Source organism: Streptomyces sp. NPDC085524 (genome assembly GCF_044541755.1).
In the GTDB taxonomy this organism is placed as follows: Bacteria; Actinomycetota; Actinomycetes; order Streptomycetales; family Streptomycetaceae; genus Streptomyces.
The window spans coordinates 183,734-209,438 of record NZ_JBITTH010000002.1; the positions used below are offsets into that span (position 1 = coordinate 183,734).

A 25,705-nucleotide genomic window follows, 5' to 3' on the forward strand; every position below is an offset into this window, starting at 1 on the left:
CCGGCTGGAATTCACCCCTCCGTCCGAGCCGCGATCTCGTCCCGGATCAGATTGCGGTGCACCTCGTACGTGAGGCGGGCCTGGTCGCTCGGGACCGCGCCCGTATCCAGGCCGCAGAGGCACGTGACCGTGGTCTCACCGGTCGGACGACGCTCGGAGCGGAGGTAGTGGCGGAGGACGGGAGTGTGCTGCTCGCTCATGCGGATCATCATCCCTGCTTCGGTGCCGACCGGGGCTGCTCCTGAGGTTTCAGCGTGGCGGCGGGTCGGCCGACCTCCTTGCGCCTGCCGGCCGAGCCCCGGCCGCCGGGTCACATGAGCCGGCTGTGACTTGGGTCGCAATGCGGATGCGGTGTCAAGTTTCCTGCTCCCCGTTTGTCTACGGGTCGAACGGCAACGCACAGCGGCGCATTCGTCGCGCGAGCACGGAAAGAGCACCCATGGAACTCAGCGTTCACACCTTCATCAGTCTCGACGGTGTCATGCAAGGCCCCGGCGGCGTCCAGGAGGACCCGTCGGGCGGTTTCGACCGGGGCGGCTGGCTCGTACCGCACAGCACCGAGGGCCAGCTCGACCCGGTGGGGGAGTGGTTCGGCCGGGCCGATGCCGTCCTCCTCGGGCGGACCACCTTCGAGATGATGCGCACGTACTGGTCGCAGGTCACCGAGCCCGACAACATCGTGGCCACGGCCCTCAACACCTGGCAGAAGTACGTCGTCAGCAACACGCTCACCGATGCCGACGCGGCATGGGGCAGGACCACCGTGCTCCGCGGCGACGACATCGTCGAACAGGTGCGCCGGCTCAAGGAGCGGCCGGGCGGCGAGCTCCAGGTGCACGGCAGCTGGCGGCTGGTCCGGACCCTTCACGACGCAGGGCTGGTGGACATCCACCGCCTGATCCAGTTCCCCGTCGTCGTCGGCGCGGGCAAGCGCCTCTTCGACGACGGCGCCGTGCCGTCCGTCTACCGGATCACCGAATCGCAGGTGGCGCCCGGCGGCAACGGGGCGGTCTCCCTGACCCTCCGCCGCACGGCGTCCGGTACGACCGGAGCGGGTGAGTTCGTCGTCCGCGACGGCCGGGAGAGCACGGCGTAACCTCCACCGACGGGCCTCACCGACGGGCTGGTGAGGCCCGTCGGTGAGGCGGCCCCAGCGGCCGGGCGGTTCCGGAAAGGGTCATCAGCAGCGTCCTCTCGTTGACCCAGGCGGAGGCCGCCACTGCCGCGGCGTTCATGCCCGTCGCCCTGGCGCAGGTGAAGTCGGACCATCCCGAGCCGGTGGACGCGGTCTGCGGGCCCAGTCGTTCAGTGCCCGGGCCCGCCGTGGCCGGGCTTCAGGACGTCGTCGAGCCAGTTGCCGGGGCTGGTCCAGTCCGGGTGGCCGGGCTTCTCCGGCTTCCCCGGCTTCCCGTGCCCATCGGGCTTGTGCTCCTTGTCGTGCTTGTCCCGCTGGTTGTGGAGGGTGACGGTGACCTGGTGGCCGGGTGTGGCGGCGCCCAGCGTCAGCGGTCCGGTGACGGGATCGCCCGCAAGGACGTAGCCGTCGGGGACGCGCGTCTCGACCACGTAGTACTGGCCGTTGTCCAGCGGTGTGAACTCGCAGACGCCTTGCTCGTCCGTGGTGCACTCGTCACCCACGGGGGTGTCGGCGCCGGGGGAACCGGTCTGCAGCCCGGACGTGCCGTTCGTCTCCCTCCAGAGCCGGAACACCGCTCCGGGAAGGGGCCGGTCCTTCTTGGCGTCCTTCTTCAGGATGCGGACCGAGCCGGGACGGTCCACGTCCCGCTTCCGGTTGGTGATCGTGACGGCCTTCTCCCTTCCGGTGTCGGCCTCGCCGAGTTCGAAGACCGTGACGGGACTGCCGGAGGGCTCGTACCCGTCCGGAAGGCCGATCTCGCGCCAGTAGTACGTCTCCCGCACCGGCAGGCTGACCCGGCAGGTGCCCTCGCCGTCGGTCACGCAGACCGCGGACAGCCGGGTGTCGGCGTTGCCGCCGGTGGTCTGGAGCCCCGCCACGCCGTTGGTCTCCCGCCACAGTTCGAAGCGGGCTCCGGGGAGGACCGCCCCGGTGCCCTCGTCGCGCTTGGTGAGCACCACCTCCCCGGTGGGAACCGGCGGCGTCTGCCAGCGGTTGACCGCCGTGATGCTCACCCCGCCTCCGGCGTTCTCCCGCGTCAGCTCCAGGCGGCGGACCGGCTCATCGGGGAGCAGGTACCCGGGAGGCGCCGCGGTCTCGCGCCAGTAGTACGTGCCGATCTCCTCCTCGCGGCTGCACAGGCCGTCGGTGCCGGTGGTGCAGTCGGACACCTTGGTGTCGGGGTTCTGGCCGCCGGCCTGGAGGCCCTCGGCGCCGTTCGTCTCGCGCCACAGCTCGAAGACGGCCCCGGCCAGCGCACGGCCGTCCTCGTCGTGCTTGACCACGGACACGTTCCCGGTGACGGGCGGCACGGGCGTGCACTCGGGAAGGTCGCCGTTGAAGGGGTACGCGTGGAGTTCCGCTCCGAGGCCCGTGGTCTCGGTCGGGCTGGTGTGCGTCATGCTGCCGGCGGTGAGGAAGCGGCCGTTCACGCCGATCACGGAAACCGTGGCCACGGAGGTCCGGGGGCCGATCAGGACGCTGCCGCCGAGCTGCGCCGAGCCGGCGATCTCGGCGGTGTCGGCGTCGGGGAAGTTCCACAGCAGCCGCTCGCGCAGCCCGGCGGGCAGGAGCACGTTGTTGACGCGGATCGTGGGGGAGGAGCCCAGGACGTTCACGAGGACGGTGGCGCCCGCCGGGATGCCCGCGAAGCGGATCGTCTGCTGGGCCGTGCCCGGGCCCGAGAGGTCCCGGGAAACGGTGAAGACCTGCAACGGGGAGGTTCCGTTGCCGGTGAAGACGGTCTCCTGAGGGGTCCAAGTGGTTGTGCCGTTCGCCACCTGGTCGGCGTAGCAGTCGCTCGCGGCGGTGAGGCGGTCCCGCAGGACGGCGTACGGGGCGGCCGCGTCCGGGTCGTGGGTGAGCGTACCGGTGGCGGTTCCGGTGAGGGTGGACCCGTAGCGGATCACGCCCCCGTCGGCCAGCAGCCGCTGGCCAGGGGCCACGCGCACGTCGTTGCCGGCGGTCAGGAAGTCCGAGCCGTTCGACGGAGGCACCCGGGAGCCCACTCCGGCGATGCCGACGTTGTAGACGTTGCCGCCGGCACTCTTGTTCATGTCGAAGTCGCCGAGGACGACGACCTTGCCCTCGGCCTCGGCGGCGCCGCGACGGACCAGCATGTTGCCGCCGACGAAGACGTTGATGTTGTTGTCCCTGCCCGTGAAGGGCAGGTTGTTGGGTTCCGGCCAGACGGGTGGACAGGCTTCGCCGGGTCCCGTACCGGGGATGCACGGCCCCAGACCGCTGGGCAGCGGTGCCCGCAGGGCGTGTGGGGCTGCGGGGCCCGCGCCGTGCCCGGCGGCCAGGGCGGTGGGGGACCCGACAGCGGCCAGTACGATCCCCACGGCCAGCCCGAGGGCCCGGTTTCCTGCTGACATGACGCTCCGTCCGTTACGGCACTGCTCACGCTGATGCCTGACAGCCTGAGGGCGCGGTGGGGCACGACGGTCGCAGGACACTCCTCGGCTACGGAATTCCGGTACGACAATCACTCACTTGCCGGGCTGGGTCACTCCGGCGCGGACGGACCACCGGGACACACCGCCCGATGCCGCCGTCCCCGCCGTCGCGAGGGCCGCACTCTGCGACCGCGCTGCCGCGCACGGCAATGCGGTCGGGCGTGGCGGACATTCCGGCAGCCGGCTGTGGGGGCGGCGACGAGCACGACCCCAGCCACGGAAGTGGCCCCGTGATACGTTCCGGGACCAAGGGGCCGAGCATGGATATGACTTCTCAAGCGCATGACGAGCTGGACCGGCTGGGCCGTTCCCTGCGCCGCCAACTGGTTGTGCTGATCACTGACTTGACCGTTCGGGTCCACCTCCGGCGGCTGTCCCTCGACGAACCCAAGGTGGCCGACCCGCGCGAGCCGCTGCGCTACCACTATGCGACGGCGTACCAAGGGCATCATCCCGCGACCGCCACGGCTGCTGAGACGGCTTCCCGCGCCATGTCCCCTCTCCGCACATCCGGTTGGGACGTCACCAGCACCGGGCCACCTGTGGAGCCGCCGGATAGGGGAGGGCGACGGCGCAGGCCTGTGGGACGACGTACGCGGCGCCCATCCCGGGACGCGGACAGCCGAGTACCCGGCGACGGTGTCGTGGGCCCAGCGGCCGGGCACTGCCCATGCGCCGGCCCTCGACGTCCTGCGACGGCTCGATGCGCTCGCCCGGCCCCGCGCGGCCGAGCCGTGGGGACGTGACCGCGCTGATCTTCGCCGCCTCCGACAAGGGAGGCACCTGCCGCTCCGTCACCAGCGTCAACCTGGCCTACCGACAGCACGTGACAGCAGCGGCGGACCTGGCCTTCGGCGGGCACGGCATCGTCTCCGCAGGCGTCCGACGCGGCCACGACGAGGAGCGGCTGCGCTCCGCCGTTCGCTTCGTCCGCGCCGCGGTCCCTGATCCCACGTCGCCACTGTGGTCACAGCTCCCGCCCTCCCAGGCCGTATGGCTGCTCAGGGCCGAGGACGACCTCAGGCACCTCGCCTCTTCCCTCGGCATGGGCTGCGCTCAGGTCCTCGGATCCGTCCCGTTCGAGCCGGTGCTGCACTGGCGTGAGCAGCTCATCACCGAAGAGGACGTGCTCGTCAGCCGGATCGCCGGCAGGGAGACCTGGGAGGCGTTCGGTCGGCTGGCGGACCGGCTCACCCACGAGGAGTACTGGGGCCCGGGTGAGCGCGGCGCCGGCGCGCTCACCCGGGGTCGCGCAGACCGGTTCGGATAGCCTCAAAGCTCTCCGGCCATCACGCTGCCCCGGATGGGCGCCGGGAGTCTCGGACGCGGGAGGCGGGAAGTGGCAGCCAAGGCAGTGGTGATCGGTGCCGGAGTGGCAGGTCTCACGACGGCGGTGAGCCTGGCGGAGTCCGGAATGGACGTCCGGGTGGACGCCGATCAACCGCCCGGCGCGACGACCTCGGCGGCCGCGGGTGCGATGTGGGACCCCTACCTGGTCGAGCCGAGGGACATGGTCGAGCGGTGGAGCCGGGAGACCTTGATGGTGCTGAACGAGCTGAGCACGGACGCACGGACGGGCATCCGGCTGGTGGAGGGCACGCACGAATCCAGGATTCCCCGTGACATGCCGGAGTGGGGCGCCCTCGTGGAGGCGCGCGTGTGCCCGGTCGAGGAGCTCCGGCGGGGGTACGCGGTCGGCTGGCGCTATCGTGCGCCCCTCGTCGACATGCCGCGCTACCTCGACTACCTCGTGCGCCGCCTCGCGAAGGCCGGCGGCCGGATGCGCCGTCACCACTACGCCACCCTCGACGAGGCGCTGTGCGAGGCACCCGTGGTGGTCAACTGCTCCGGTGCCGGCGCCCGGCTCCTGGCGGACGACGCCTCGGTCGAGGCGGTGCGCGGCCAGCTCGTCGTCGTGGAGAACCCCGGTGTCCGGTCCTTCTTCTGTGACGACACCCCGGACGCCCAGGAACTCGTCTACATCTATCCCCACTCCGATGTGCTGGTCCTGGGGGGAACGGCCGACCACGGGAACTGGGAACGGCGACCCGACCCGGCCGCGGCCCGGGAGATCGTCCGCCGCTGCGCCGCCGTCGAGCCGTCGGTGGCCGGAGCCCGGGTGCTCGAACACCGGGTCGGGCTGAGGCCCGTACGGAAGCAGGTCCGGCTCGAGGAGGAGCGGCACGAGGACACGCTGCTGCTGCACAACTACGGGCACGGCGGGGCCGGGGTGACCCTGTCCTGGGGGTGCGCCCGCGAGATCACGGAGCGCGTCCGCGGGACGGTCGGACCGGACCGTGCTACCTCCTGATCTGCCATTGGCGGCGCTCCGCGATGTCGGCCTCCGCGCCCCTGCGGAAGAGGTAGAGCCAGGTCCTCGCTGCGAGCGTCGCGGCCAGCGCCGTGGTCCACGGCCAGCTCGTGACGTCTGCCACCACCAGTGCGGAGCCGACCGCCGGAGACGCGGCCGTCATGAGCATCAGAGCACGCTCGCTCAGGCTCCGCCCGAATCGGTGGGCTATCGAGAACTCGGAGTGCTCGTACCAGGCGATGGCCGCGCTGAGCAGGACGGCCAGGACCATGGTCGTCCACGGGTTGCCGCTGGCCTGCGCATAGGTGACGGGAAGCGAGATGAGGAAGGGGAGCACACCACCGTACTCGGACAGGACGTTCCCCCATTTCATGATCTTGCCGAAGGCGTTCGACCGGATCCGTGCCAGCTCTCCCGAGGCGCTCGCATAGATGATGAGGGAGAGCACGGTGCTGAACGTCGCTCCGATGAGCAGCAGGCGCACGTCGTCGGGGAACCGGCTCGACGTGAAGGAGAAGCCCAGCAGGAAGGTGATCGCGGCGAGTATGGCGCCGGAGAACGCTATGCCGGCCGCGGCCTCCCCGGACTGCAGCGCCGCCGGGTCGTCCTGCTCGAACCGGGCGATTTCGAAGGCGGGTTCACCAGCCAGGATCACCAGTGCCGTCACCGCGTGATCGGAGGGTGCCAGCGACTCGGTGAGCTGCTGCCGCGCATGGACGTGCACGAGATGACGGGCGTCCGGGTCCATGTACTCCACCCGCGCCTTGTACTGGAAGTGGACGTGCAGGGGGTCGTTCGCGCCGCCCGTCTGCATGACCCGGGTCCCGATGAAGCCGCCCACCAGGAGCAGGCGGGTTACTGCGGTCTCGCAGGTCCTCGCGACGGCGGACACGAGCGGCTGCTCGCCCGGAGCCCGCGAGGGAGGTGCCACCGTCTCGGCCAGGAGCCGCGAGGCCACACCCTGCCTCCGCATCCGCTCCCTGACTGCGATCACCGAGAGACGTACGTGCCCTGCAGAGGGCATTTCCGCCGCGACGCACCCCACCAGCTCGCCCTCGGACTCGGCCACCCGCACCAACCCGCGGTCGACGGCTTCGGCGAGGAGCGCCGGCGACGGGACGTCCACGGCCTCGCACGAGTCGGTGAGCAGAAGGCGGAGCCCGGCCAGATCGGCGGCTTCGGCCGCCCGGGTGGACCATGCAGCCATGTCCGTCCGTTTCGTTCGGTTCGGGGCGCCCTGACGGGCCCATGGTGCAAGACAACTACCCTGATTCGCAGTGAAGTTGTCATTCGGGCCAACAGCCCGGTGCCGGCAGGCGGTCGAACAGCGACTGCAGGCCGACTCGAGCCGAAGGTGATGACTCGCCCGGCACCCGGGGGTCATCACCGTTCACGACCGGATAGGCTGCCCCGCCGCAGCTGCCCCGTCTGCGAGCGGGCCTGCTCGGGTTCGCCCTCGACGGCTACTTCGTGGAGAGCGGGAACTCCAGCCCTACGAGATTCCCCCGAACAGGGGCGGGCACTGCGGCGTGTCGGTTCACAGGAGGACGCCCGTTTCATGAGCCAGTGCGCGCAGCAGCCGGTCCTGGAACGCGTGGTCGTGGACCGCTTCATGTGGTTCCTGCCGCTGACGGTGGTACCAGTACCCACCGCTCGTCAGGGCCTGGGGATCGTCGCTCGACGCCAGCCACTCCTGCGTCTGGTGGCCCAGTTCGAGGTCGTCCGGCGCGTTGGGGCCTCCCATTCTCGTCGGCACCCAGCCCGGATCCACGGCGTTGCTCATCACTCCGGGGCGCAGGCGGGCCACCGCGGCGGCGAGCGCCGTGACGAAGAGCTTGCTGTCCGCGTACGACCCCGCGTGTTCACCGCGCCAGTCGATACCGGCCAGCGAAGCGTGGGGGTGTCCGCCGAAGTGCGAGCCACTGCTCAGGTACACCAGCCGTCGCGGTGCGCGCAGCAGGGCGGTGAGCAAGTAGGGCGCGACGATGTTGACCGGCATGACGGCCGGGCCGTTCCATACGCCCGCGTTGTGGATGACCGCGTGGAGGGGTGGCGCGTCGTCCAGCTCCGCGGCGATGCGCAGTACGGCGTCGCGGTCGGTGAAGTCGCCCGTCACGATCCCTGCTCCTTGCTCCAGCAGTGGTCCGAGGCCGGTCGCGCGTTCCTGGTTGCGGGCGTGCACCACCACCTCGTGCCCCGCCGACAGCAGCGCCTGCGCTGCGGCGCGTCCCAGGCCGTCGGTGGAACCGGTCACCAGAATCCGGCGGGTCGTGTGCGTCACGGGTCTCCTCATGGCGGCAGGAGCTGCCATTGCGTGCGACGTGGGGCTGATTCAGTGCGCATCCTGGCATGAGCGGGACGGACGCCCGGCGCACGCGGCGGAGAGCCGTCTTGTTCCGCCCGGGTGGCCGTGTGCCTTCGGACGACGGCCAGGGCCTGCCGCACGGCTGGCCTGTGCCCGCATCCGCCCCACCACGGGCAGCCGGGTGGAGCGGACCCCTACCCCGCCCGCCCGTGTACGGGGCCTTCCGGGTGAGACGCAGGGGAGTGGTCGGCGGGACCACGGATCGCGCACCCGTACGGACCGTGTTCGTCTTGTCTCGCCGGGCCCGTAGGGCGAATGTCTTGAGCGAGAGGGACGCGCATGACCCAGGAGGCCGACGCCACCACTGCGAGCGGCGGGCAGGCGCCGGAGGCCGGCGACCGCGGGACGCAGGAGGTCGATTTGCGGCGCGTGGGGATCGATCCGGACTTCTGGTACCCCGTCGCCCGGTCCGCGGGCCTGCGCAGGAGCAAGGTCCGCGCAGTGTCCTTCGCGGGCCGGCGCATGGCGCTCTACCGGAGCGCCGGCGGGACGGCGTACGCCTTGGAGGACCGCTGTGCCCACCGCCAGGTGCCGCTGAGCATGGGCGTGGTGGAGGGCGAGGTCCTCCGCTGCTGCTACCACGCGTGGGCCTATCGCGGGAACGGCCGCATCTCGCAGATCCCCTACCTCCCCAAGGGCGCCGAACGGCCGCCCCGGGGAGTGCGTTCCTACCCCGTCCGCGAACGCTACGGACTCGTCTTCGTCTTCCCGGGCGACCCCGCCAGAGCCGAGGTCACACCCCTGCCCGTGCTCCCGGAGGCGGAATCGGCCCGGCACCGGACCATGATGTTCTCCCGCACGGTGCGCTGCCACTACTCGTTCCTGCACGAGAACCTGCTCGACATGAACCACCAGTTCCTCCACCGGGGCGTCCTGGGCCGGATCCAGCCGAAGCTGCTCGGGTACGACACGGGCCCGAGCTCCGTGGAGGCCAGGTACCTCTTCGTCCCCTCCGGCGGCAGGAAGGACCGGGGCGCGGGCCTCCTGTCCCGCGAAGGCGTGGGCGGCGCTTCGACGCCTGACGTCGTCACCATCCGCACCCAATACCCGTACCAGACGCTTCAGACGGTCCCCGAGTCGTCCGCCACGGCCGCCTTCTCCTTGTGGGCTGCCTACGTACCGCAGGACATCGAACAGCGCGTCAGCCGCGTTTTCGGCCTGCTCATGATCGCGAAACCCGCGATCCCCGGCGCCCTCCACCTGGCCTGGCCGTTGATCCGGCGTTTCACCGAGCGCGTGTTCGCCCAGGACCGGATGGCCGTCGAGGCCGAACAGCGGGCCTGGGACGAGCAGGGGGCGGACCTGAACCAAGAGGTCTTCCCGCTGATCCTCGACGTGCGGAAGGTGCTGCGCGCGAACGGCACGCCGCTCGCCGCTCCGGGTTGCCCGGACGCCGGCCCGTGCGGAGACGACCGTGGCGCGCCCCGGTGAGACGAGGGACGTGGCCCCTCCGCCCGGGGGCTTGCACCTGCAGTGGCCCGGCCGTTCCGGTGGCGCGGTGGCGGGGCTTGCTCGCCGCCACTGGGTCAGGGCCGGTCGAGCGAAGTCCTGCTCGTACGGGCCGGTCCGGCTCGACATGCGTTCGGGGGCTGGCCAGGCTGGAGTTCCGTCTGCGGGAGGGCGTGCACACGTGGTCCCGCCTCAGTGAGGGGAGCATCCATGCGCGGTCATCTCGCACGCGCCGCCACGAAGGCCTGCCTCGTCATGGCCATGCTGGGCATGACACTGTCCGTCGCCTCGGCCCCTGCTTCGGCAGATGACCGGCAGACCGTCGTGCTGCCGCTCAGCGGCACCTTCCGGACGTTCGGCACGGAACCGATCGACGTCACCGGCAGCATCAGTGTCCGGGTCGTCACCGAGAACGGGCCGGGAGGCGGTGGCACTGCCCGCGTCACGAGCACCCTGCTGCGTACCACCGGGATCGGGCAGGTGAGCGGGGGCCTCTACCACTTCGTCGGCAGTGACACCAACCTGGCGGCCTACCCGCCTGACCCGATCACCCCTGTGACCTTCCACCCCCGCTTCTACAACGTCTGGCCGCCGGGCCCGATCGTCCCGCCGCATCCGATCGTCCCGCCGCACCCGATCCAGCCCGTCATCGTCGACGTGACCCTCGGACCGGACGGGAAGATCAACCACGTCGGCGCACTCGTCGACCCTGGCACGGTCGACAACCCCTGACATCAGCCCCGGGCGCAACTACGACGGCCCGGCATCCCGCGCAGCGGGGAGCCGGGCCGTCGTACTGCGACCGCACGGCGCGGAATGGACGGTGACTCAGCTGGACGCGGACGACCGCTCCGTGGCCGAGCGCTCTCCCCGCCGGGCGCAGTCGTGTGAGGTCACCCGCTACGACGTGGGCGAATCGTGAAACAACCCGAGGTGCTCATCGCGTTAAACGACTTGGAACAAGGCAAGCGACCGGATCGCTGCCACGTTGAGGTGTGGGGGATCGCATGGTGTCGCTGCTTACGTCGGATGCTCTCGAGCGCAAGGATCGGTTCGATTGGTTTTGTGAGACTGTGTCCAGTGATGTGATGCCCGTCTCGCTCAACACCCGCCATGCGGACGACTTCCAGGCGAGCCTCATGTCGCTGGATCTCGGTGTTGCGCAGCTGTCTTCGCTCGTCTGCTCCCCGGTTGCCTCGCGCCGCACCCTGGCCCATGTCCGGCGCGGCGATCCGGAGAACCTGCAGCTGGCCCTCATCACGCAGGGCGCCTTCAGGATCTCGCAGCGAGGGAACGAGTCGGTGGTCGCGGGCGGCTTCGTGCTCACGGACACCTCGCGGCCGAGTGAAGGGAGCTGCACGGGCGGGCAGGTCGGGACGCTGGTCGTGCAGGTTCCCCGTCAGGCCCTGGCACTCGGCTCGGACCGGGTGGACCGCCTCCTGGCGCAGGGCCTGGCCGCAGACGCGGGGTCAGGGGCGATCCTCGCCGACTTCCTCACGTCGCTGGTCGCACGCGGCCCGCACTGTCGCCCGGAGGAACTGCATGCGATGGGGGCCGTCACCCTGGACCTGGCCACCGCGTTCCTCGCTCGGCAGCTCGGTGATCCCGGCCAGGCGCCTGCCGGGGCCCGCGCACTGGAGGCACTGAAGCGGGTCTACCGCTTCATCGAGCACAACCTCGGCGACTCGGACCTGACTCCCCGGATGATTGCCGATCGGCACAGCATGTCCCTGCGGCGCCTCCACGCACTCTTCTCCGACCAGCCCCTGACCCTCGCTGCATGCATCCGCCAACGCCGGCTCGAGCGCGCCCACGCCGACCTCGCATGCGCGGAACTGAACGGCCTGCCCGTTCAAGCGATCGCGGCTCGCTGGGGCTTCTCCAGCGCCACCGGGTTCAGCCGGGCATTCCGCGAGGCCTACGGCATCACCCCCACCGAACATCGTGCGCTTGCCCTGACCACCCCACAGCACTCGGAGCGCAGAAACCCGGCAGTCAACGGACACCCCCACGCGCCGCTCGAGCCTGGACGTGTCCCCACGGCCATCACCGGCCCCACTCACCCGCCGGACACGGACCGGGCTGCCGACCCGGATGTGAGAGTCATCGGCTGTTGATCGTCCGGCCTTTGCTTCTCGGTTCGGCGCTCGTCCCCGCTCATGCCGCCGCACCCACCCATGTGCTGACTGGACCGCTCGCGGACTCGGTCGCAGACGGTCGAAGTACGGGTCAGCCGACCCGAAGGCCGACCGCCAGCGTCAGCTCGAGGACCCGGTGTGGCGATGCGAGATCCGGAAACAGCTCCCGCAGCTGCGACATCCGGTACCGGACGGTCTGGGGATGGACGAACAACGCCGCCGCGACCTCGTCCCGCCTGCCCTGGTGCAGCAGCCACGCCCGCAGCGTCTCCTCCAGCCGCCGTGCGGTTGCGGCAGACAAGGTCTGCAACGGTGCGAGGGCTCGGGCACGCAGGTCCGCGAACGCGTCCACGTCGGCGCTCAGCACCAGCTCGGGCAGGTGGTCCTCGGTGTCGCGGATATCGGGGGAGAGGGAGCGCGCGCGTGCGGCTCGTGCGTACGAGGCGGACGCTCGAGTCCACGGCCGGGCCGGGCCGACCACGGCGGTGCGGTCGGTCAGCTGCCGCAAGAGATGTGACCGGTCGGCATCGGGGACGAGCAGTACACCGGAGGCGTCCGGCAGATCGTCGAGGACGAGGGTGCTCGGGTCGAGCGTGCGGTAGGCAGGCCGGGCCTGGGCGGCGGGCAGCAGGACCGCGGTCAGTGAAACCGGAGGCTGCCACCCGGCCCGCCCCGCAGAGGCCAGCAGCACGTCCGGGCTCGCGTTGGCGAGGAGGTCGCGGGCCAGGTGTTCCAGGTGGAGCTCGTGGGCCCTGCCCCGGGCGGCCAGTTCGTCGGCGTGGCCCGCGGCGCTCGCGGCGGAGAGCTCGTCGATGTAGGCGAAGGTCAGCTCGGCGAACTTGGCGACCTCGGCGGCGGGCAGACCTGCGGGCACGGCCCCCGCTGCCAGGCATCGCCAGGCCACGCGGGCACCGACGCGGTAGGCGCTGAGCAGGGCGTCCATCGAACGGCCGTCGCGGACCTCGCCGCGGCCCAGCTCGTAGGCCGCGTCACCGCCGTCGCCGCCCGTGGCGTTCCCGCTCGCGAGGTCCAGGTAGTGCCCCAGGGCGGTGCGCACGGCTCGGCGGATGGTGCCGCCCATGCGGCCCGAGAGGGCGTTGGCGTAGGAAGGGACCTCGTCGATGATCGCCTGGACGACCTCGTCGGCGGTGCTCTTCAGGGCGGCCCGAAGCGCGGTGACCGTCGTCTCATCGAGGGCCAGCTCGCTGGCCCTCCGGATCACATGGCTCATTTTTTATTCCTTGCGAACAATTCGGCCGACCAGATTTACGTCCTGTGGTCAGGACTTTACGCCCTGAAGCGCAGCAAGCTGGAGTCATGACGAGTACAGCCCTCCGCAGCAGGGCGTGGAAGCTGCTGGAGATGGTCACGACGCCGCTGCTGCCGTCGGACTACCTCGACCTGGTCAGCCCGCTGCGTGCGGGCGCCGACCTGCGGGGGCGCATCGAGGCCGTGCACCCCGAGACGGGTGACGCCGCGACCATCGTGATCAGGCCGGGTCGGGGCTGGCGCGGCCACACGGCCGGTCAGTACGTGCGGATCGGGGTCGACGTCGACGGGGTGCGCCTGTGGCGTGCCTACTCCATCACCTCGCCGACGAACCGCCAGGACCACCGCGTCACGATCACCGTGAAGGCGATCCCGGACGGCAAGGTCAGCAACCACCTCGTCCACCGAGCGACACCGGGCACCTTGATCCAGCTCGACCAGGCGGCCGGTGACTTCGTGCTGCCGCAGGCCAAGCCCGCCAAGGTGCTCTACCTGACGGCCGGCAGCGGCATCACACCAGTGATGGGCATGCTGCGCGACACCGAGTTCGACGACGTCGTCATGGTCCACAGCGCGCCACAGCCGCACGACGTGATCTTCCGCAACGAGCTGCACGACCTTGTCGCGGACAAGAAGCTGCGGCTCACCGAGGTGCACACCGACACGGACGGCATGCTCGACATCGCCCGTCTCGACGAACTGGTACCCGACTGGGCCGAGCGCGAGACCTGGGCCTGCGGGCCCGCGGGCCTGCTCGACGCCGCCGAAGAGCACTGGAGCGAGCACGGCGTCCAAGAACGCCTGCACACCGAACGCTTCCGCCCCGGCATCGTCGTCACCGGTGACGGCGGCGAGGTCACCTTCAGCGCCACCGGCAAGACCGTCGACGCGGACGGCGCCACGCCGCTGCTGGACGTCGGCGAGGAGGCCGGCGTGCTCATGCCGTCCGGGTGCCGCATGGGAATCTGCTTCGGCTGCGTCACGCCGCTCAGGGCGGGCGCCGTCCGCGACCTTCGCACCGGCGAGATCACCGAGGCCGAGCCGGGCGTCCTCATCCAGACCTGCGTGTCCGCCGCGGCGGGCCCCTGCGACATCGAACGGTAGGACCACCTTGACCGCCATCGACCCCACCGCCCACCTGACCGCGGAGCAGATCGAGGAGCTCGGCCGCGAGCTGGACGCGATCCGGGATGAGGTGATCGCCAGCCGCGGTGAGAAGGATGCCGCATACATCCGTAAGGTCATCTCGGCGCAGCGCAAGCTCGAGCTGGTCAGCAGGGGCGTGCTGCTGTTCTCGATCTTCCCGCCCGCATGGCTGATCGGCACCGCCGGACTGTCCGTGGCGAAGATCATGGACAACATGGAGATCGGCCACAACATCCTGCACGGCCAGTGGGACTGGATGCGGGATCCGAAGATCCACTCCACCACCTGGGAGTGGGATCACGTCTCGCCGTCCGACCAGTGGAAGCACTCGCACAACGAGCTGCACCACACGTACACCAACGTGATCGGCAAGGACAACGACCTCGGCTACGGCATCATGCGCGTCGACGAGGACCAGAGGTGGCACCCCTTCCACCTCGGCCAGCCGCTGTGGAACTTCCTCAACGCCTGCTTCTTCGAGTACGGCATCGCGGCGTACGACCTGGAGCTCGGCAAGAACCTGCGGGGGCGCCGCCGCAAGAACCCGGAGTTCCGTGCCCGGGCCAAGGCCGTGGGCCGCAAGATCCGCAAGCAGGTGCTCAAGGACTACGTGATCCACCCGCTGCTGTCGGGCCCGTCGTTCCTCCCCACGCTCGCCGCCACGTTCACCGCGAACCTGGTCCGCAACATCTGGACCCACTCGGTGATCATGTGCGGGCACTTCCCCGAGGGCGTAAAGGTCTTCGAGCGACGCTCGATCAAGGGCGAGACGCGCGGCCAGTGGTACCTGCGCCAGATGATGGGCTCGGCGAACATCAGCGGCAGCAGGGCCATGCACTTCATGACCGGCAACCTGTCGCACCAGATCGAGCACCACCTGTTCCCGGACCTGCCGAGCAACCGGTACGCCGAGGTCGCTGTGAAGGTGCGCGCGCTGTTCGAAAAGTACGAGCTGGAGTACGTCACCGGGCCGCTGCCCAAGCAGGTGTTCTCCGCGTGGCACAAGGTCTTCCGGCTCTCGCTGCCGAACAGGAAGCCCAAGGTCAGAACGCAGGACCGCGAGCAGGAGCTCGTCGCGGCCTGATCCCCGGTACCGGCTCAGATCCTTCGGCCGCACCGGCGGCACCACCGGGTTCGGTGAGACCGTTGCGGACGGCATGCGGTTCACTGCCGACGGCGACGCGCTCAGTGCGGCGGCAGGACGGGCGAGCAGTGGAAGTTCGACCACGACGTGACCGAGGCCATCCGCTTCGACACCGACGACCGGCCTGGCGGCTGCCGGTTGCAGCTCCGGCTGTCCTCCTTCCAGCCAGTCGCCGGCCAAGTCCAGGGGGCACAGCGGCGGCGCTTCCGGCGCGCAACCCGATACCGAGCATGAGTGTCCTACCGCGGGATACGGCACGAACTGCCTTGCGGGCGGGCCCAGATGCGCATCACGGTGAGCTCTCCCGGTCGGCGATGAGCCGTTCGGTCAGGCTGACGTAGACGTCCTCGACCAGTTGGTCCGTCATTCGAGGGGCCTTCGGCCGCCGGCTGGCCGGTTCGTAGGCTTTGCCTTCTTTACTCTCGAGACATGAACATGTTTGGCGGCGGCAACGGCCGGTACCTGGAGATGACCAACGGCGGCACGGCGGTGTTCGTGGACGTGTTGATGCTCGCCGTGTCGGCGCTGGCCCACAAGCCGTGGGACTTCCGCTTCGCCGCCCTGCTGACGCTCCAGGACCAGAACGTGATGGGGCGTGGGGTGGTCGGCTTCGGTTTGGCGGAGCTCGACTGGGGGGACACGCCGCAGGAGCGGGCCGCGGCCAAGGACTTCCTGCTGCGCGTGCTCGACCTGGCGCTGTCCCGTCACCGGTGGGAGGAACTGACGTACGAGCCGCCACGGGCCGAGGGGTACCTGCGCACCTACCGGGCAATGGTGGAGGAGTTCGACCCTGCGACCGCGCGGGTCGGCGCGGGCGTCCTGCCAGGGCCGCAGGAGGCCGCGATGGCCTCCTGCGTACGCCACCGGGTGCTGGACGCGCTGCCGTTCTGGCAGGCCTGCGTGTTCTGCACGGCCGGGGTCTGAGGGTCCACGTACCGGGGCGTTCGCGACCAGCCGATCGAAGGGACCGCCAGGCGCGATCAGACCCCGCCGCCCGCGCCGGACTTCGTCTTCCTCCTCCAGACATCGCTTCCGGTCGGCGGCGCTCCAATGAGCCGGCCATGGTGATCACCCTGTGCATCGGGCGATTCTCCCGGCTGTACGGGAGATCCCGCCGGGGTCGCCGCGGGCCGACGCCGGAGGAGATCGACCCGACCTTCACGCCGCACGGAAAGTCGCAGGAAAAGGTGCCGTTGGCTGTCACCTTTGGCATGCACGGTGGTGACATGAACCAGGACACCGACACCCAGTACCCCGACACCCAGCACCCCGACCGGCACCGCCCGCTCGCCGACCGGATCGCCCTCGTCGCCGGGGCCACCCGCGGCGCCGGACGCGCCCTCGCCGTCGAACTCGGCCGAGCCGGCGCCACGGTCTACGTCACCGGACGCACCACCCGCGAGCACGTCAGCGAGGTCGGCCGGACCACGGAGACCATCGAGGAGACCGCCGAGCTGGTCACGGCCGCCGGAGGCACCGGCATCGCCGTGCCCACGGACCACCTGGACGAGGACCGGGTACGGGCCCTCGTCGACCGGATCGATCGCGACCACGCACGGCTCGACATCCTCGTCAACGACCTCTGGGGCGGCGAGCACCTCACGGCCACCTCCATCTTCGGCAAGAAGAGCTGGGAGACCCCCCTCGCCGACGGACTGCGCGTCCTGGAACTCGGGGTGCGCTCGCACGTCATCACCGCCGCGCTCGCCCTCCCGCTCCTGGTCCGCTCGGACGCGCCGCTGCACGTGGAGGTCACCGACGGCACGGCACGCTCCAACCGGCGCTACCGCGAGAACCTCTACTACGACCTCGCGAAGAACGCCCCGATCCGGATCGCCTTCGGTCTGGGCCGGGAACTGGAGGAGTACGGGGGCACCGCGATCGCCGTCACCCCGGGCTTCCTCCGTTCGGAGCAGATGCTCACCCACTTCGGCGTGACGGAGGACAACTGGCGCGACGCCATCGCCCAGGAGCCGGCCTTCGCCATCGCCGAGTCGCCGTACTACCTCGCCCGCGCGCTCGCCGCCCTCGCCGCCGACCCGGACCGGGCCGCCCGCTGGAACGGGAAGTCCGCCTCCAGCGGCGACCTCGCCAAGGTCTACGGTGTACGGGACGTGGACGGCAGCCAGCCGGACGCCTGGGCGTACTTCGAGGACGTCGTGTACGGCGGCAAGGACGGCACGCCCGACGACTACCGCTGATCCTCCGGCTCCGCGCCGTACAGGGCGGCGAGGGCGTGCGCGTTCTCGCGGAAGCGGGCGCGCAGGCCCGGCGGTCCCAGCACCTCCACGTCCGCTCCCAGCCCGGCCAGCTGGGCGAAGGCGACCTCCTGCGACTCCACCGGCAGGTCGAGCGTGACCCGCCCGGCCGCGTCCGGGGCGGTCGCCGACGCCAGCGCCTCGTCCACGCCCGCCGGATCCGCCACGGAGGGCAGGCGCCGCAGACCCGCCTCCGTCAGACGTACGGTGGCGGTCGCACGCAGCAGTGTCCGGGCGAACCCGGCGGCGTGCTCCTGCCAGTACGCGGCCAGGTCGAACGACGGGTCGCGGACGAAGGGTTCGGCGGCGCCGGGAGCCGGGGACAGCGCCGTGACCCGGTCGACGCGGTAGGTACGCCAGGAGGCGGCCGAGCCTGGCCGCTCCTCCGGGACGCAGCCCACGACGTACCACACCCCCGCCTTCAGGACGAGCCCGTACGGCTCCAGCAGCCGGCTCACACCGTGCGGCGCCGCGCCGTCCCGGCCGGGCCGCGCGTACTCCAGCTCGACCGTGCGGTCGGACCACACGGCACGGGCCAGGTCCGGCAGCAGCTCCGGCGCCGACGGCTCGCGGAACCAGGCCGGGGCGTCGAGGTGGAACCGGCGCACCGACGACTCGGCCGCCGCCCGAAGCGAGGGGAGCAGGGTGGCCGACAGCTTCAGCCGGGCCGTGTCCGCCGGCCCCGACAGCCCGAGGTCACGCAGCGCCTCGGGCAGACCGGAGAGGTAGAGCGTCTCCGCCTCGCTGGGATGGAGGGAGGTCAGCCGCGTCCGGTGGCCGGGCGCCAGACGGTAGCCGCCCGTGCGTCCACGCTCGGACCGGACGGGGACCCCCGCCTCCTGGAGCGCCTGGGCATCGCGGATCACTGTGCGCCTGGATACGCCCAACTCCCGGGCGAGGTCGGCGGCGGTCAGGCCGGGGCTCGACTGGACGAGAAGGGCCATGCGGATCAGGCGGGCGGCACGCATGCCTCAAGGATCACGCATCCACCGTCCTCCCCCGTCTCCCGCGACCGGCTGCCGCCATGCCGTGCCCCCCCCCGTGACGGGTCGCCACCCGAAGGGGGCGCTGCCCGAGGTCCGGCCCGGTACCGGGCCCTCGCACGGGTCAGGCCGCGGGCAGGGGCGGGCAGGCGCCGCGGGGTGCTCGACGCCACGACGGCGATCGGGTGGAGGACTCCTTCAGTCCCGGCCGCCGCCCCGGGAGTCCAGGGCGGTGATCGCCGCGCCGCTGCGCAGTGTCGCGGTCAGGGTGGCCGGGGGAGCGGGGGCCGGTGGCGCCGGGACGGCGAGGCTGCGGCCGGGCGTACGGGAGTGCAGGGATCCCGTGGCGTTGATCTCCGTCACCTCCCGGCTGCCCGCGGCCAGTTGGTAGGTGCGGCCGGACGGGGCCCGCCAGAGTGTCGTCGCGAGGACGTGCTGCCCGAAGCGTCCGCAGGCGGCGGTGGAGCCGGCCCGGGCCACGGGCAGTGAGGCGCCCGTGGGCGGCCGGAGGCGGATCCGGACGTCGCCCTGCCCGGTCCAGTGGGTGGCGCGGGTACAGGACCAGACGGCCCGGCCGGAGGTCTCGGGGAGTTCCGTGACGGCGAAGTCCCAGAGGTTGACCGCCCGGACCGCCCGCCCGTCCACCGCGTCCAGCGCGCAGGCCTCCTGGGCCCAGCGCGCCAGGGCCGCGGGCCCCGTGGCCTCGCGGGGCTGGCGGGCCGGCGGCGCGTCGGCGCCCTCCGCGGGCGGGGTGTAGGTGAGGTGGACGGGGAGCAGCCCGCCGCGGTCGGCGAGGAGGAAGGCATGCTTCTCCACGATGCGCGGTGAGGAGGCGACCTCCAGGACCGGACGCGGCCCGCAGGCACCGCCCCCTGCGCCGAGGCTCGCGTCGGCATCCGGCCCGTGCCGGCCGGCGTCCTCGCGCGGGAACTCGGTCGTGACCGTTCCATCGGGGCCGATCGGCAGGGGCCGGGCAGTGGTGGCAGGGGCGGCAAGGTCCCGGACCCCGGCGGTGGCGATCCACGGCGCGAGGAGCCGGCGGGCCGTGCCCCCGTCCCGGGTCAGGGTGACGGCGGCAGCCGTGGTGACGTTGGCGTCGTCGGTCCGGGCGATGTCCAGGCCCCGGCGGCCGCCCTGCTCGGTGTAGCGCACGACCCGGTCGGCGTCGAGGAACACGACCACAGCCGTCCCCGGCCGGGGATCGCCCGCGAACAGCAGCTGCGGCGGGTGTCCCGGTGGTTGTGCCGAGGCCGTGGGGGCGACGGTGACGGCCGTACCGGAGGGCGGCGCGGCCCACGTGCCCAGGGCCCGTGCCAGCAGGGACCGGTCCCCGGTGCGCGGACCGCGGGCGGGCCAGGCGGTGAAGTCCACCCGGCCGGTGTCGGCCCAGGCCTGCGCGGGAACCCGGACCAGACGCGCGGGATCGAGGACGGCGCGGGCGGCGGGTGCTCCGGCGTAGGCGGCGGGAAGCCCGGAGTCCGGCCCGGCGACGGCGGCCCGGGTCAGCCCGGCAGCCAGCAGCAGGACGGCGGCGATGCCCCAGGCGGCGCGGATGCGGGTGCGGCGCAGCAGCAGGTCGGTGGGACGGGTGTGGACGTCCGCCGGATGCAAGACCGTTTCCCTGCCGGGCCGCGGCCCGGCACCCATGTCCCGGGCAGCCCCTTCCTCCGGCCCCGGTCCGGTACCGGCTGCGAGGGCCGCCTGTACCTCGCCGCCCGGATCACCGGCTCCCGCCTGCGCGAGCACGACCGCCGCGGCGTCCTCGTCCAGCCCGTCGTACCGGCACAGCACGTGCGCCGCGCGGGCGTACGAGGACAGCCCCGCCAGTCCGCGCGCCGCCTGGTCGAGCCCCTCGGCGGTGGGCCACATCCGCAGCCCCCACACCCACGGCGGGAACGGTCCGCGCCGCCGCCCGGCCGCGCGCCGCACCACCTCGGCCCGCACGGCTGCCAGCGGATCCCCACCCTGCCGTGCCCGGCGCCCCGCGGCCCGCAGGGAGTGCTGGACGGCGCGGTGGGCGCGCAGCAGCCGCGTGTGCCGGTCGAGGTCCGGCGGCAGCACCAGGTAGGCCAGACGAAGCAGTTGGGGGTAGCGCTCCACGATGATCGCCTCAGCCTGACGCAGCCCGGCTCCGGAGCCTTGAGGTCGTCCCACGCTGCGGACAACGAAGGAATCATCATTTGGTCACATGCGTGGGGGCGCGGCGGCGTGGCGGCGTGGTGAACGCCCGTGCCTGGCGCGGGCGCTCCCCACACCCGTCCCGGACCGGCGGAGCGCTTCCACTGGGAGGAGCAGGCTGGTCACGGCCACCGCCATTCATGACCTCAGCCGTGGCTGCCGCCGACCGAGCATCCGGTATCGCCTGGAGCTGACGTTCGCCTTCGTGCCGAGCTCCGCCGCCTGACTTTGGTCCGACCGGCTGGATGTGCCGGTGGTTCGTGCCGGGGTGCCCCGCGGCGGGGCGGAGTCGGGGATATGAAAGGAAGCAAACGCAATCGGATGGAAATTCGTCATCCGGTCATTCCAGAACATCAACCTCAGGAGTCGCATGATGCGCCCCATCAGAGCGGCCTGCCTCGGCACGGCCACGCTGGTCACCCTCCTCGCCTGCACCCCCGTCGCAGCCGCCGCGACGGACACCGGTTCCGCCCAGACCAAGGACAAGGGCCGGACCATCACGGTTCTGGCCGAGGTGCAGCAGCTGACCCGCTTCCCCGTCACCCCCGGCAGCGTCTCGCAGGGCGATCAAGTGGTCGTCCGCTCGGACCTCTTCGACGAAGAGCACAACAAGGTCGGCGAGACCCACGGCAGCTGCACCACCACCCGGGGCGGCGCCGATGAAGCGGAGCAGTGCCTCGTGACCTACATCCTCCCGGGCGGCCAGCTCACCACGCAGGGGGTGTACTTCAACTACATCGACCAGGGCCCCTTCGACAGCGCGATCACCGGCGGCACCGGGAAGTACGAGAGGGCTCGCGGCTCGGTCCACTCCGACACGATCGCCACGACCCCCAAGGTCGTGAGGCGCTTCACGATCCACCTCGTCTGACGGACCCCGACGTCCACCTGACCCCGGCCTTCTCCCCTCGCGTCGCACCATTGGGGACGGTCGCACGAAAGGAAGTGTCGGTCAAAGGGACGCCCAGGGCGGCTCACCCTTTCCCGGCACCGACCCCGCGCGGGTGGCCGGCTTCCGGCTCCGGCCGGGCCAGGGCCACGTTCCCCCGCCGTGAAGGGTGGTGCAGAAGGATCGGGTCGGCGCATTTTCCCTGTATGGGTGGGGTGTTGCGAGCTCTGGGCCGGACGCCGACCGGTGTTCAGGTCCGGCGGGTCCGGCGAACTGCGCCTCACGCTGGAATGGCCGGCCCGCCTGCGCGGCGCCGCCGCGCGGAGCAGCGGGGCGGTGTGGTCCGGGCCGTGGTCCGGCCGCCGTTCTGAGCCCTCAGATTGCGTCAGGCCGGGGGACCAGGCGGTTCTCGTGGGCGAAGACCACGGCCTGGATCCGGTCGCGGAGTTGCAGCTTGAGCAGGATCCGCCCCAGATGGGACTTCACCGTCGCCTCCGCCAGGTACAGGGAGGCCGCGATCTCGGCGTTGGACAGGCCGCGACCGACCTCGACGAGCACCTCGCGCTCCCGGGCGCTGAGCCGGTCCAGCCGCTCGTCGCGTACGGCGACGGTGGTGCCCCCGTCGGCCAGGTGCGGACGGAAGTCCTCCAGCAGGCGCCGGGTGACCCGCGGCGAGAGCACCGCGTCGCCCGCCGCGACGTTGCGGATCGCGGTGAGCAGTTCCTCGGGCCGGGTGTTCTTCAGCAGGAAGCCCGAGGCCCCGGCGCCGAGCGCGGCGAAGGCGTACGCGTCCAGGTCGAAGGTGGTCAGGATCAGCACCCTGCTCCCCGGGGAGACCTCGACGACCTGCCGGGTCGCCTCGATCCCGTCCGTCCCGGGCATCCGGACGTCCATCAGTACGACGTCGGGCCGCAGCTCCCGGGCGAGGCGGACGGCCTCGGCGCCGTCCGCAGCCTCGCCGACCGGCGCCATGTCGGGCTGGGCCTCCAGGACCGTACCGAAGGCCATCCGGAGCAGCGCCTCGTCGTCGGCGATCACGATGCGGATCGTCATACGGCGCCCGTCCCGCCGCTGCCCAGCAGGAGCCGGGTCCGCACGCCCCAGCCGCCGCCCGGAAGCGGTCCGGCCCGCAGCGTTCCCCCGTAGGCGGCCGCACGCTCGCGCATGCCGGGGATGCCGTGGCCGGACGACGGTGCGGCGGCGGAAAGGGCCGCCGGCCGGGGGCCGCTGTCGGTGACCTCCACGCCGACGCTCCCGGCCGAGCAGTCGACCAGGACCGTCGCGCGGGTGCCGGCGGGGGTGTGCTTGAGGGTGTTGGTCAACGCTTCCTGCACCAGGCGGTAGACGGTGAGTTGTGCGGTGGCCGGTACATGGGCGTGGCCGCCGCGGACCTCCAGGCCGGTCGGCAGCCCGGCGGCGGCCATCTGGTCGGCGAGCACCTCCAGCTGGGCGATGCCGGGCTGCGGGTGGCGCTCGGCGTCCGGCTCGTCGGCCCGCAGGACGCCCAACGAGCGCCGCATGTCGGTCAGCGCCTGCCGGCCGGTCTCGGAGATCTGCAGCATCGCGGCGGTGGCCCGGTCCGGGGACCTGTGCTGCGCGTAGACGGCGGCGTCGGTGAGCGCGACCATGACGGACAGGTTGTGGGTGACGATGTCGTGCATCTCGCGGGTGATCCGGGCCCGTTCCTCGGCGACGGCCAGCAGCGCCTCCTGCTCCTGGTGCAGCGCCAGCCGGTCGGCCCGCTCCTGTACGGCCGCGAGGTAGGCCCGGCCGGTCCGCACGTTCACCCCGAGGACGGCGGCGGCGACCACCATCGCGGAGAGCGCCACGAACGGGGTCAGGAACGCGCCGTTCGATGCCCAACGCAGGCAGGCCAGCACGGCCCCGCCCTCCACGACGGCGGCCGCGAGCAGCGTGCCGCGCCGGCCCGTGTGCGCGGCCGCCGCGTACAGGGCCACCAGCAGGGCGATGTCCGCGGGCAGTTGGACGTCCGCCAGCCACTGGACGAAGGCCGCGGCCACCACGGCGGCGAACACCACGAGCGGGGCCCGGCGCCGCCACACCAGGGGCAGCGCCAGGGCGGCGGTGAGCGCCGCCGCCACCGGCAGCTCCCCGGCCGGGTACGTGGTCACGACGTGGAGCAGGAGCAGCGCCGGCAGCACCGAGTCCCACACCAGGGGCGGTACCCGGTCCCGATGGCGCACCGTCACATCTCCCGCCGATCGGTCCTCGTGGGGGCCCGGCCGGGGCCGCCACCGCGTACAGCCGCAGCCTAGGCCGCGGGTCCGCACTGCACATGAGCCCGGGGTCGGAGCACATCGGGCTGGGGTACGACCACAGGAGGACACCCGCTACCTCCCGCGGTCGCAGGCGGGCCTCCGGTCCGGGGTGCCCGGTTGCCACCCCGGTCGCACCGTGGCCCGTTCCGGTTGCCACCCCGGTCGCAGGGGGCGGCGCCCCGGGGCCGATGCGGCGGCGCGGGCCCGGTGCCGAGCATGGCCGGGTGACCGAAACCATCCCGGGGCTGTCCCTGTCCCTTCCGGAAGTCCTCGTCCTGCTGGGCGCCGTCGCGCTGCTGGTGGCGCGCTGGTTCCCCCCGGCCGCCCGCCGGCCCGGCACCGTCGCGGCCGGGGCGGTCCTCGTACCGTCGGCGATCGCGCTGGGCATCGTGGGGATCCGCTGGCAGATGCTGCCCGTCCTGGCCGGCGCCGCCGTCGCCTCGGCGTTCGCCCTCCCGCCCCTGCTGCGGCGCCGTACCGGCCGACCGGCGCGGCGGGCCCGCTGGTGGCTGGCCCTGCCGGGATCGCTGGCCTGCGCCGCCCTGATCGCCACCGGCCCGGTGGCCGCCTGGGCCTTCCCCGTGCCCGTCTTCCCCGAGCCGACGGGCGACTTCGCGGTCGGCACCCGGGTGGTGCAGTGGACCGACCCGCTCCGCCCCGAGGGCTTCACCGCCGATCCGGACGACCGGCGCACGGTCGTGGTCCAGCTCTGGTACCCGGCGCAGAAGAGCGCTGCCGGCGTCCCGCGGGCCCAGTACCTGGGACGCACGCAGGACGAGGCGCGGACCGTCTCGGAGGCCCTCGCCGGCGGGGCCGGCCTGCCCGGCTTCCTGGTCGACGGCGTCCCGAGGGCCCGCAGCCGCGCGGTCGTCGACGCCCCGGTGGCCGATGGGGGAGAGCGGTTCCCGGTCGTCCTCTTCTCCCCGGGGTCGGGCGGGGTACGGACCCAGAACACCGCCTGGGCGGAGGAGCTGGCCAGCCACGGCTACCTGGTGGCCGCCCTCGACCACCCGTACGACTCCACCGTCGTCGTCCTCGCCGACGGCCGTACGGTCCGCGCCACCACCACCTCCTCCGGGGACCGCGACAGGGACGAGGAACTGGCCGCCGGCTGGACCGCCGTCCGGGCCGCCGACCTCGGCTTCGTCCTCACCCAGCTGGAGCGGCTGGACCGCGGTGAGACGCCCGACCCGCTGACCGGACGCCTGGACACCGGCCGCACCGCGGTGACAGGACACTCCCTGGGCGGAGCCGCCGCCCTGCAGGCGGCACGGCAGGACCGCCGGTTCGACGCCGTCGTGGACCTGGACGGCTACCCCCACGGCCCCACCACGCCCGCCCTCGAGCAGCCGGCGCTCGCGCTCACCCAGGAGATCACCGCCGGCACCGACCCGCGCTACCTGCCCCGGCTCACCGAGGCCCTCGCGCACAGCACCGCGACGGGCTACCGGCTCACCATCCCCGGCGCCGGGCACCTCACCTTCATGGACGGCCCGCTCTACCTGCCGCCGGTGCCCTCGATCGTCGGCACCCTGGGCCGCACCGAGAGCCCGCGCGTCGTGGCGGCGGCCACCCTCGCCTTTCTGGACGCCACCTTGCGAGGCGGCCCCGGGGACCCGGCCGACACGCTCCGGGCATACGGCACGGTCTCATCGTCAGGCGCTCGGGGAACTCCGACGCCAGCCCCGTGATCGTCCGTCTG

At 72.1% G+C, this 25,705-nt stretch carries 21 protein-coding genes; 12 read left to right on the forward strand and 9 right to left on the reverse strand.

Annotated elements, in window-relative coordinates:
* Positions 1–11: 11 nt before the first annotated feature.
* Positions 12–200 (reverse strand): hypothetical protein, encoded by a 189-nt coding sequence (locus tag ACIGFK_RS03670; RefSeq protein WP_376657039.1) that lies wholly within the window; start codon positions 198–200, stop codon positions 12–14.
* 239 nt (positions 201–439) lie between these two features.
* Here ACIGFK_RS03670 and ACIGFK_RS03675 point away from each other — a divergent pair, with 239 nt between their 5' ends.
* The gene (locus tag ACIGFK_RS03675; protein WP_386463549.1) at positions 440–1,096 is read left to right on the forward strand and encodes a dihydrofolate reductase family protein; all 657 of its coding nucleotides are present in this window, start codon (positions 440–442) and stop codon (positions 1,094–1,096) included.
* Between the two features lie 209 nt (positions 1,097–1,305).
* On the opposite strand, the gene ACIGFK_RS03680 is transcribed toward ACIGFK_RS03675, so the two are convergent.
* A complete protein-coding gene (locus ACIGFK_RS03680; RefSeq protein ID WP_400050381.1) occupies positions 1,306–3,513 on the reverse strand; it encodes a choice-of-anchor A family protein in 2,208 nt (735 codons plus the stop codon).
* A gap of 823 nt (positions 3,514–4,336) precedes the next feature.
* On the opposite strand from ACIGFK_RS03680, the gene ACIGFK_RS03685 reads away from it, so the two are divergent.
* Together ACIGFK_RS03685 and ACIGFK_RS03690 are read left to right on the forward strand one after the other, a co-directional pair.
* Positions 4,337–4,864, forward strand: coding sequence for a hypothetical protein (locus tag ACIGFK_RS03685; RefSeq protein ID WP_400050382.1), 528 nt, complete (start codon positions 4,337–4,339; stop codon positions 4,862–4,864).
* Between the two features lie 69 nt (positions 4,865–4,933).
* Positions 4,934–5,905, forward strand: a complete 972-nt coding sequence (locus ACIGFK_RS03690) for an FAD-dependent oxidoreductase (protein ID WP_376657035.1) — start codon at positions 4,934–4,936, stop codon at positions 5,903–5,905.
* Here ACIGFK_RS03690 and ACIGFK_RS03695 read toward each other — a convergent pair.
* On the reverse strand, positions 5,895–7,112 hold the full coding sequence (locus tag ACIGFK_RS03695) for a GNAT family N-acetyltransferase (RefSeq protein WP_376657034.1): 1,218 nt from the start codon (positions 7,110–7,112) through the stop codon (positions 5,895–5,897). The genes ACIGFK_RS03690 and ACIGFK_RS03695 overlap by 11 nt on opposite strands.
* Positions 7,113–7,442: 330 nt before the next feature.
* The gene (locus ACIGFK_RS03700; RefSeq protein WP_376657033.1) at positions 7,443–8,186 is read right to left on the reverse strand and encodes an SDR family NAD(P)-dependent oxidoreductase; all 744 of its coding nucleotides are present in this window, start codon (positions 8,184–8,186) and stop codon (positions 7,443–7,445) included.
* Positions 8,187–8,549: 363 nt separating this feature from the next.
* Here ACIGFK_RS03700 and ACIGFK_RS03705 point away from each other — a divergent pair, with 363 nt between their 5' ends.
* The 3 genes from ACIGFK_RS03705 to ACIGFK_RS03715 all read left to right on the forward strand — a co-directional run bounded on the left by ACIGFK_RS03705 (position 8,550) and on the right by ACIGFK_RS03715 (position 11,836).
* Positions 8,550–9,701, forward strand: coding sequence for a Rieske 2Fe-2S domain-containing protein (locus ACIGFK_RS03705; RefSeq protein ID WP_400050384.1), 1,152 nt, complete (start codon positions 8,550–8,552; stop codon positions 9,699–9,701).
* A gap of 228 nt (positions 9,702–9,929) precedes the next feature.
* Positions 9,930–10,451 carry a hypothetical protein gene (locus ACIGFK_RS03710; protein WP_400050385.1) on the forward strand — a complete coding sequence of 174 codons (522 nt, stop codon included), beginning with the start codon at positions 9,930–9,932 and terminating at the stop codon, positions 10,449–10,451.
* A 275-nt stretch (positions 10,452–10,726) separates the two neighbouring features.
* Positions 10,727–11,836 carry a helix-turn-helix domain-containing protein gene (locus ACIGFK_RS03715; protein ID WP_400050386.1) on the forward strand — a complete coding sequence of 370 codons (1,110 nt, stop codon included), beginning with the start codon at positions 10,727–10,729 and terminating at the stop codon, positions 11,834–11,836.
* Positions 11,837–11,948: 112 nt separating this feature from the next.
* Here the strand turns inward: ACIGFK_RS03715 and ACIGFK_RS03720 are convergent, their stop codons facing one another.
* Positions 11,949–13,088 carry a helix-turn-helix domain-containing protein gene (locus ACIGFK_RS03720; RefSeq protein WP_376657029.1) on the reverse strand — a complete coding sequence of 380 codons (1,140 nt, stop codon included), beginning with the start codon at positions 13,086–13,088 and terminating at the stop codon, positions 11,949–11,951.
* Between the two features lie 86 nt (positions 13,089–13,174).
* Here ACIGFK_RS03720 and ACIGFK_RS03725 point away from each other — a divergent pair, with 86 nt between their 5' ends.
* The 4 genes from ACIGFK_RS03725 (at position 13,175) to ACIGFK_RS03740 (ending at position 17,617) form a co-directional block, all read left to right on the forward strand.
* Positions 13,175–14,230 (forward strand): ferredoxin reductase, encoded by a 1,056-nt coding sequence (locus tag ACIGFK_RS03725; protein ID WP_376657028.1) that lies wholly within the window; start codon positions 13,175–13,177, stop codon positions 14,228–14,230.
* Positions 14,231–14,237: 7 nt separating this feature from the next.
* Positions 14,238–15,356 (forward strand): fatty acid desaturase family protein, encoded by a 1,119-nt coding sequence (locus ACIGFK_RS03730; RefSeq protein ID WP_376657027.1) that lies wholly within the window; start codon positions 14,238–14,240, stop codon positions 15,354–15,356.
* A 489-nt stretch (positions 15,357–15,845) separates the two neighbouring features.
* The gene (locus ACIGFK_RS03735) at positions 15,846–16,340 is read left to right on the forward strand and encodes a hypothetical protein (protein ID WP_400050388.1); all 495 of its coding nucleotides are present in this window, start codon (positions 15,846–15,848) and stop codon (positions 16,338–16,340) included.
* A 302-nt stretch (positions 16,341–16,642) separates the two neighbouring features.
* Entirely contained in the window at positions 16,643–17,617 is a 975-nt protein-coding gene (locus ACIGFK_RS03740; protein ID WP_400050390.1) for an SDR family oxidoreductase, read from the forward strand.
* Here the strand turns inward: ACIGFK_RS03740 and ACIGFK_RS03745 are convergent.
* Together ACIGFK_RS03745 and ACIGFK_RS03750 are read right to left on the reverse strand one after the other, a co-directional pair.
* Positions 17,608–18,642 (reverse strand): helix-turn-helix transcriptional regulator, encoded by a 1,035-nt coding sequence (locus ACIGFK_RS03745; protein ID WP_400050392.1) that lies wholly within the window; start codon positions 18,640–18,642, stop codon positions 17,608–17,610. The two genes, ACIGFK_RS03740 and ACIGFK_RS03745, sit on opposite strands and share 10 nt — an antisense overlap.
* 213 nt (positions 18,643–18,855) lie before the next feature.
* Entirely contained in the window at positions 18,856–20,811 is a 1,956-nt protein-coding gene (locus ACIGFK_RS03750; RefSeq protein ID WP_400050393.1) for a hypothetical protein, read from the reverse strand.
* A gap of 397 nt (positions 20,812–21,208) precedes the next feature.
* Between ACIGFK_RS03750 and ACIGFK_RS03755 the strand changes: the two genes are divergently transcribed.
* The gene (locus ACIGFK_RS03755; protein ID WP_386463588.1) at positions 21,209–21,706 is read left to right on the forward strand and encodes a hypothetical protein; all 498 of its coding nucleotides are present in this window, start codon (positions 21,209–21,211) and stop codon (positions 21,704–21,706) included.
* Positions 21,707–22,099: 393 nt separating this feature from the next.
* Here ACIGFK_RS03755 and ACIGFK_RS03760 read toward each other — a convergent pair whose 3' ends face one another.
* Together ACIGFK_RS03760 and ACIGFK_RS03765 are read right to left on the reverse strand one after the other, a co-directional pair.
* Positions 22,100–22,777 (reverse strand): response regulator, encoded by a 678-nt coding sequence (locus ACIGFK_RS03760; protein WP_386463590.1) that lies wholly within the window; start codon positions 22,775–22,777, stop codon positions 22,100–22,102.
* Positions 22,774–23,934 carry a sensor histidine kinase gene (locus ACIGFK_RS03765; RefSeq protein ID WP_386463593.1) on the reverse strand — a complete coding sequence of 387 codons (1,161 nt, stop codon included), beginning with the start codon at positions 23,932–23,934 and terminating at the stop codon, positions 22,774–22,776. The genes ACIGFK_RS03760 and ACIGFK_RS03765 overlap by 4 nt, the downstream gene beginning before the upstream one ends.
* 257 nt (positions 23,935–24,191) lie before the next feature.
* Between ACIGFK_RS03765 and ACIGFK_RS03770 the strand changes: the two genes are divergently transcribed.
* Positions 24,192–25,694 (forward strand): alpha/beta hydrolase family protein, encoded by a 1,503-nt coding sequence (locus tag ACIGFK_RS03770; RefSeq protein WP_400050394.1) that lies wholly within the window; start codon positions 24,192–24,194, stop codon positions 25,692–25,694.
* Positions 25,695–25,705: the final 11 nt, after the last annotated feature.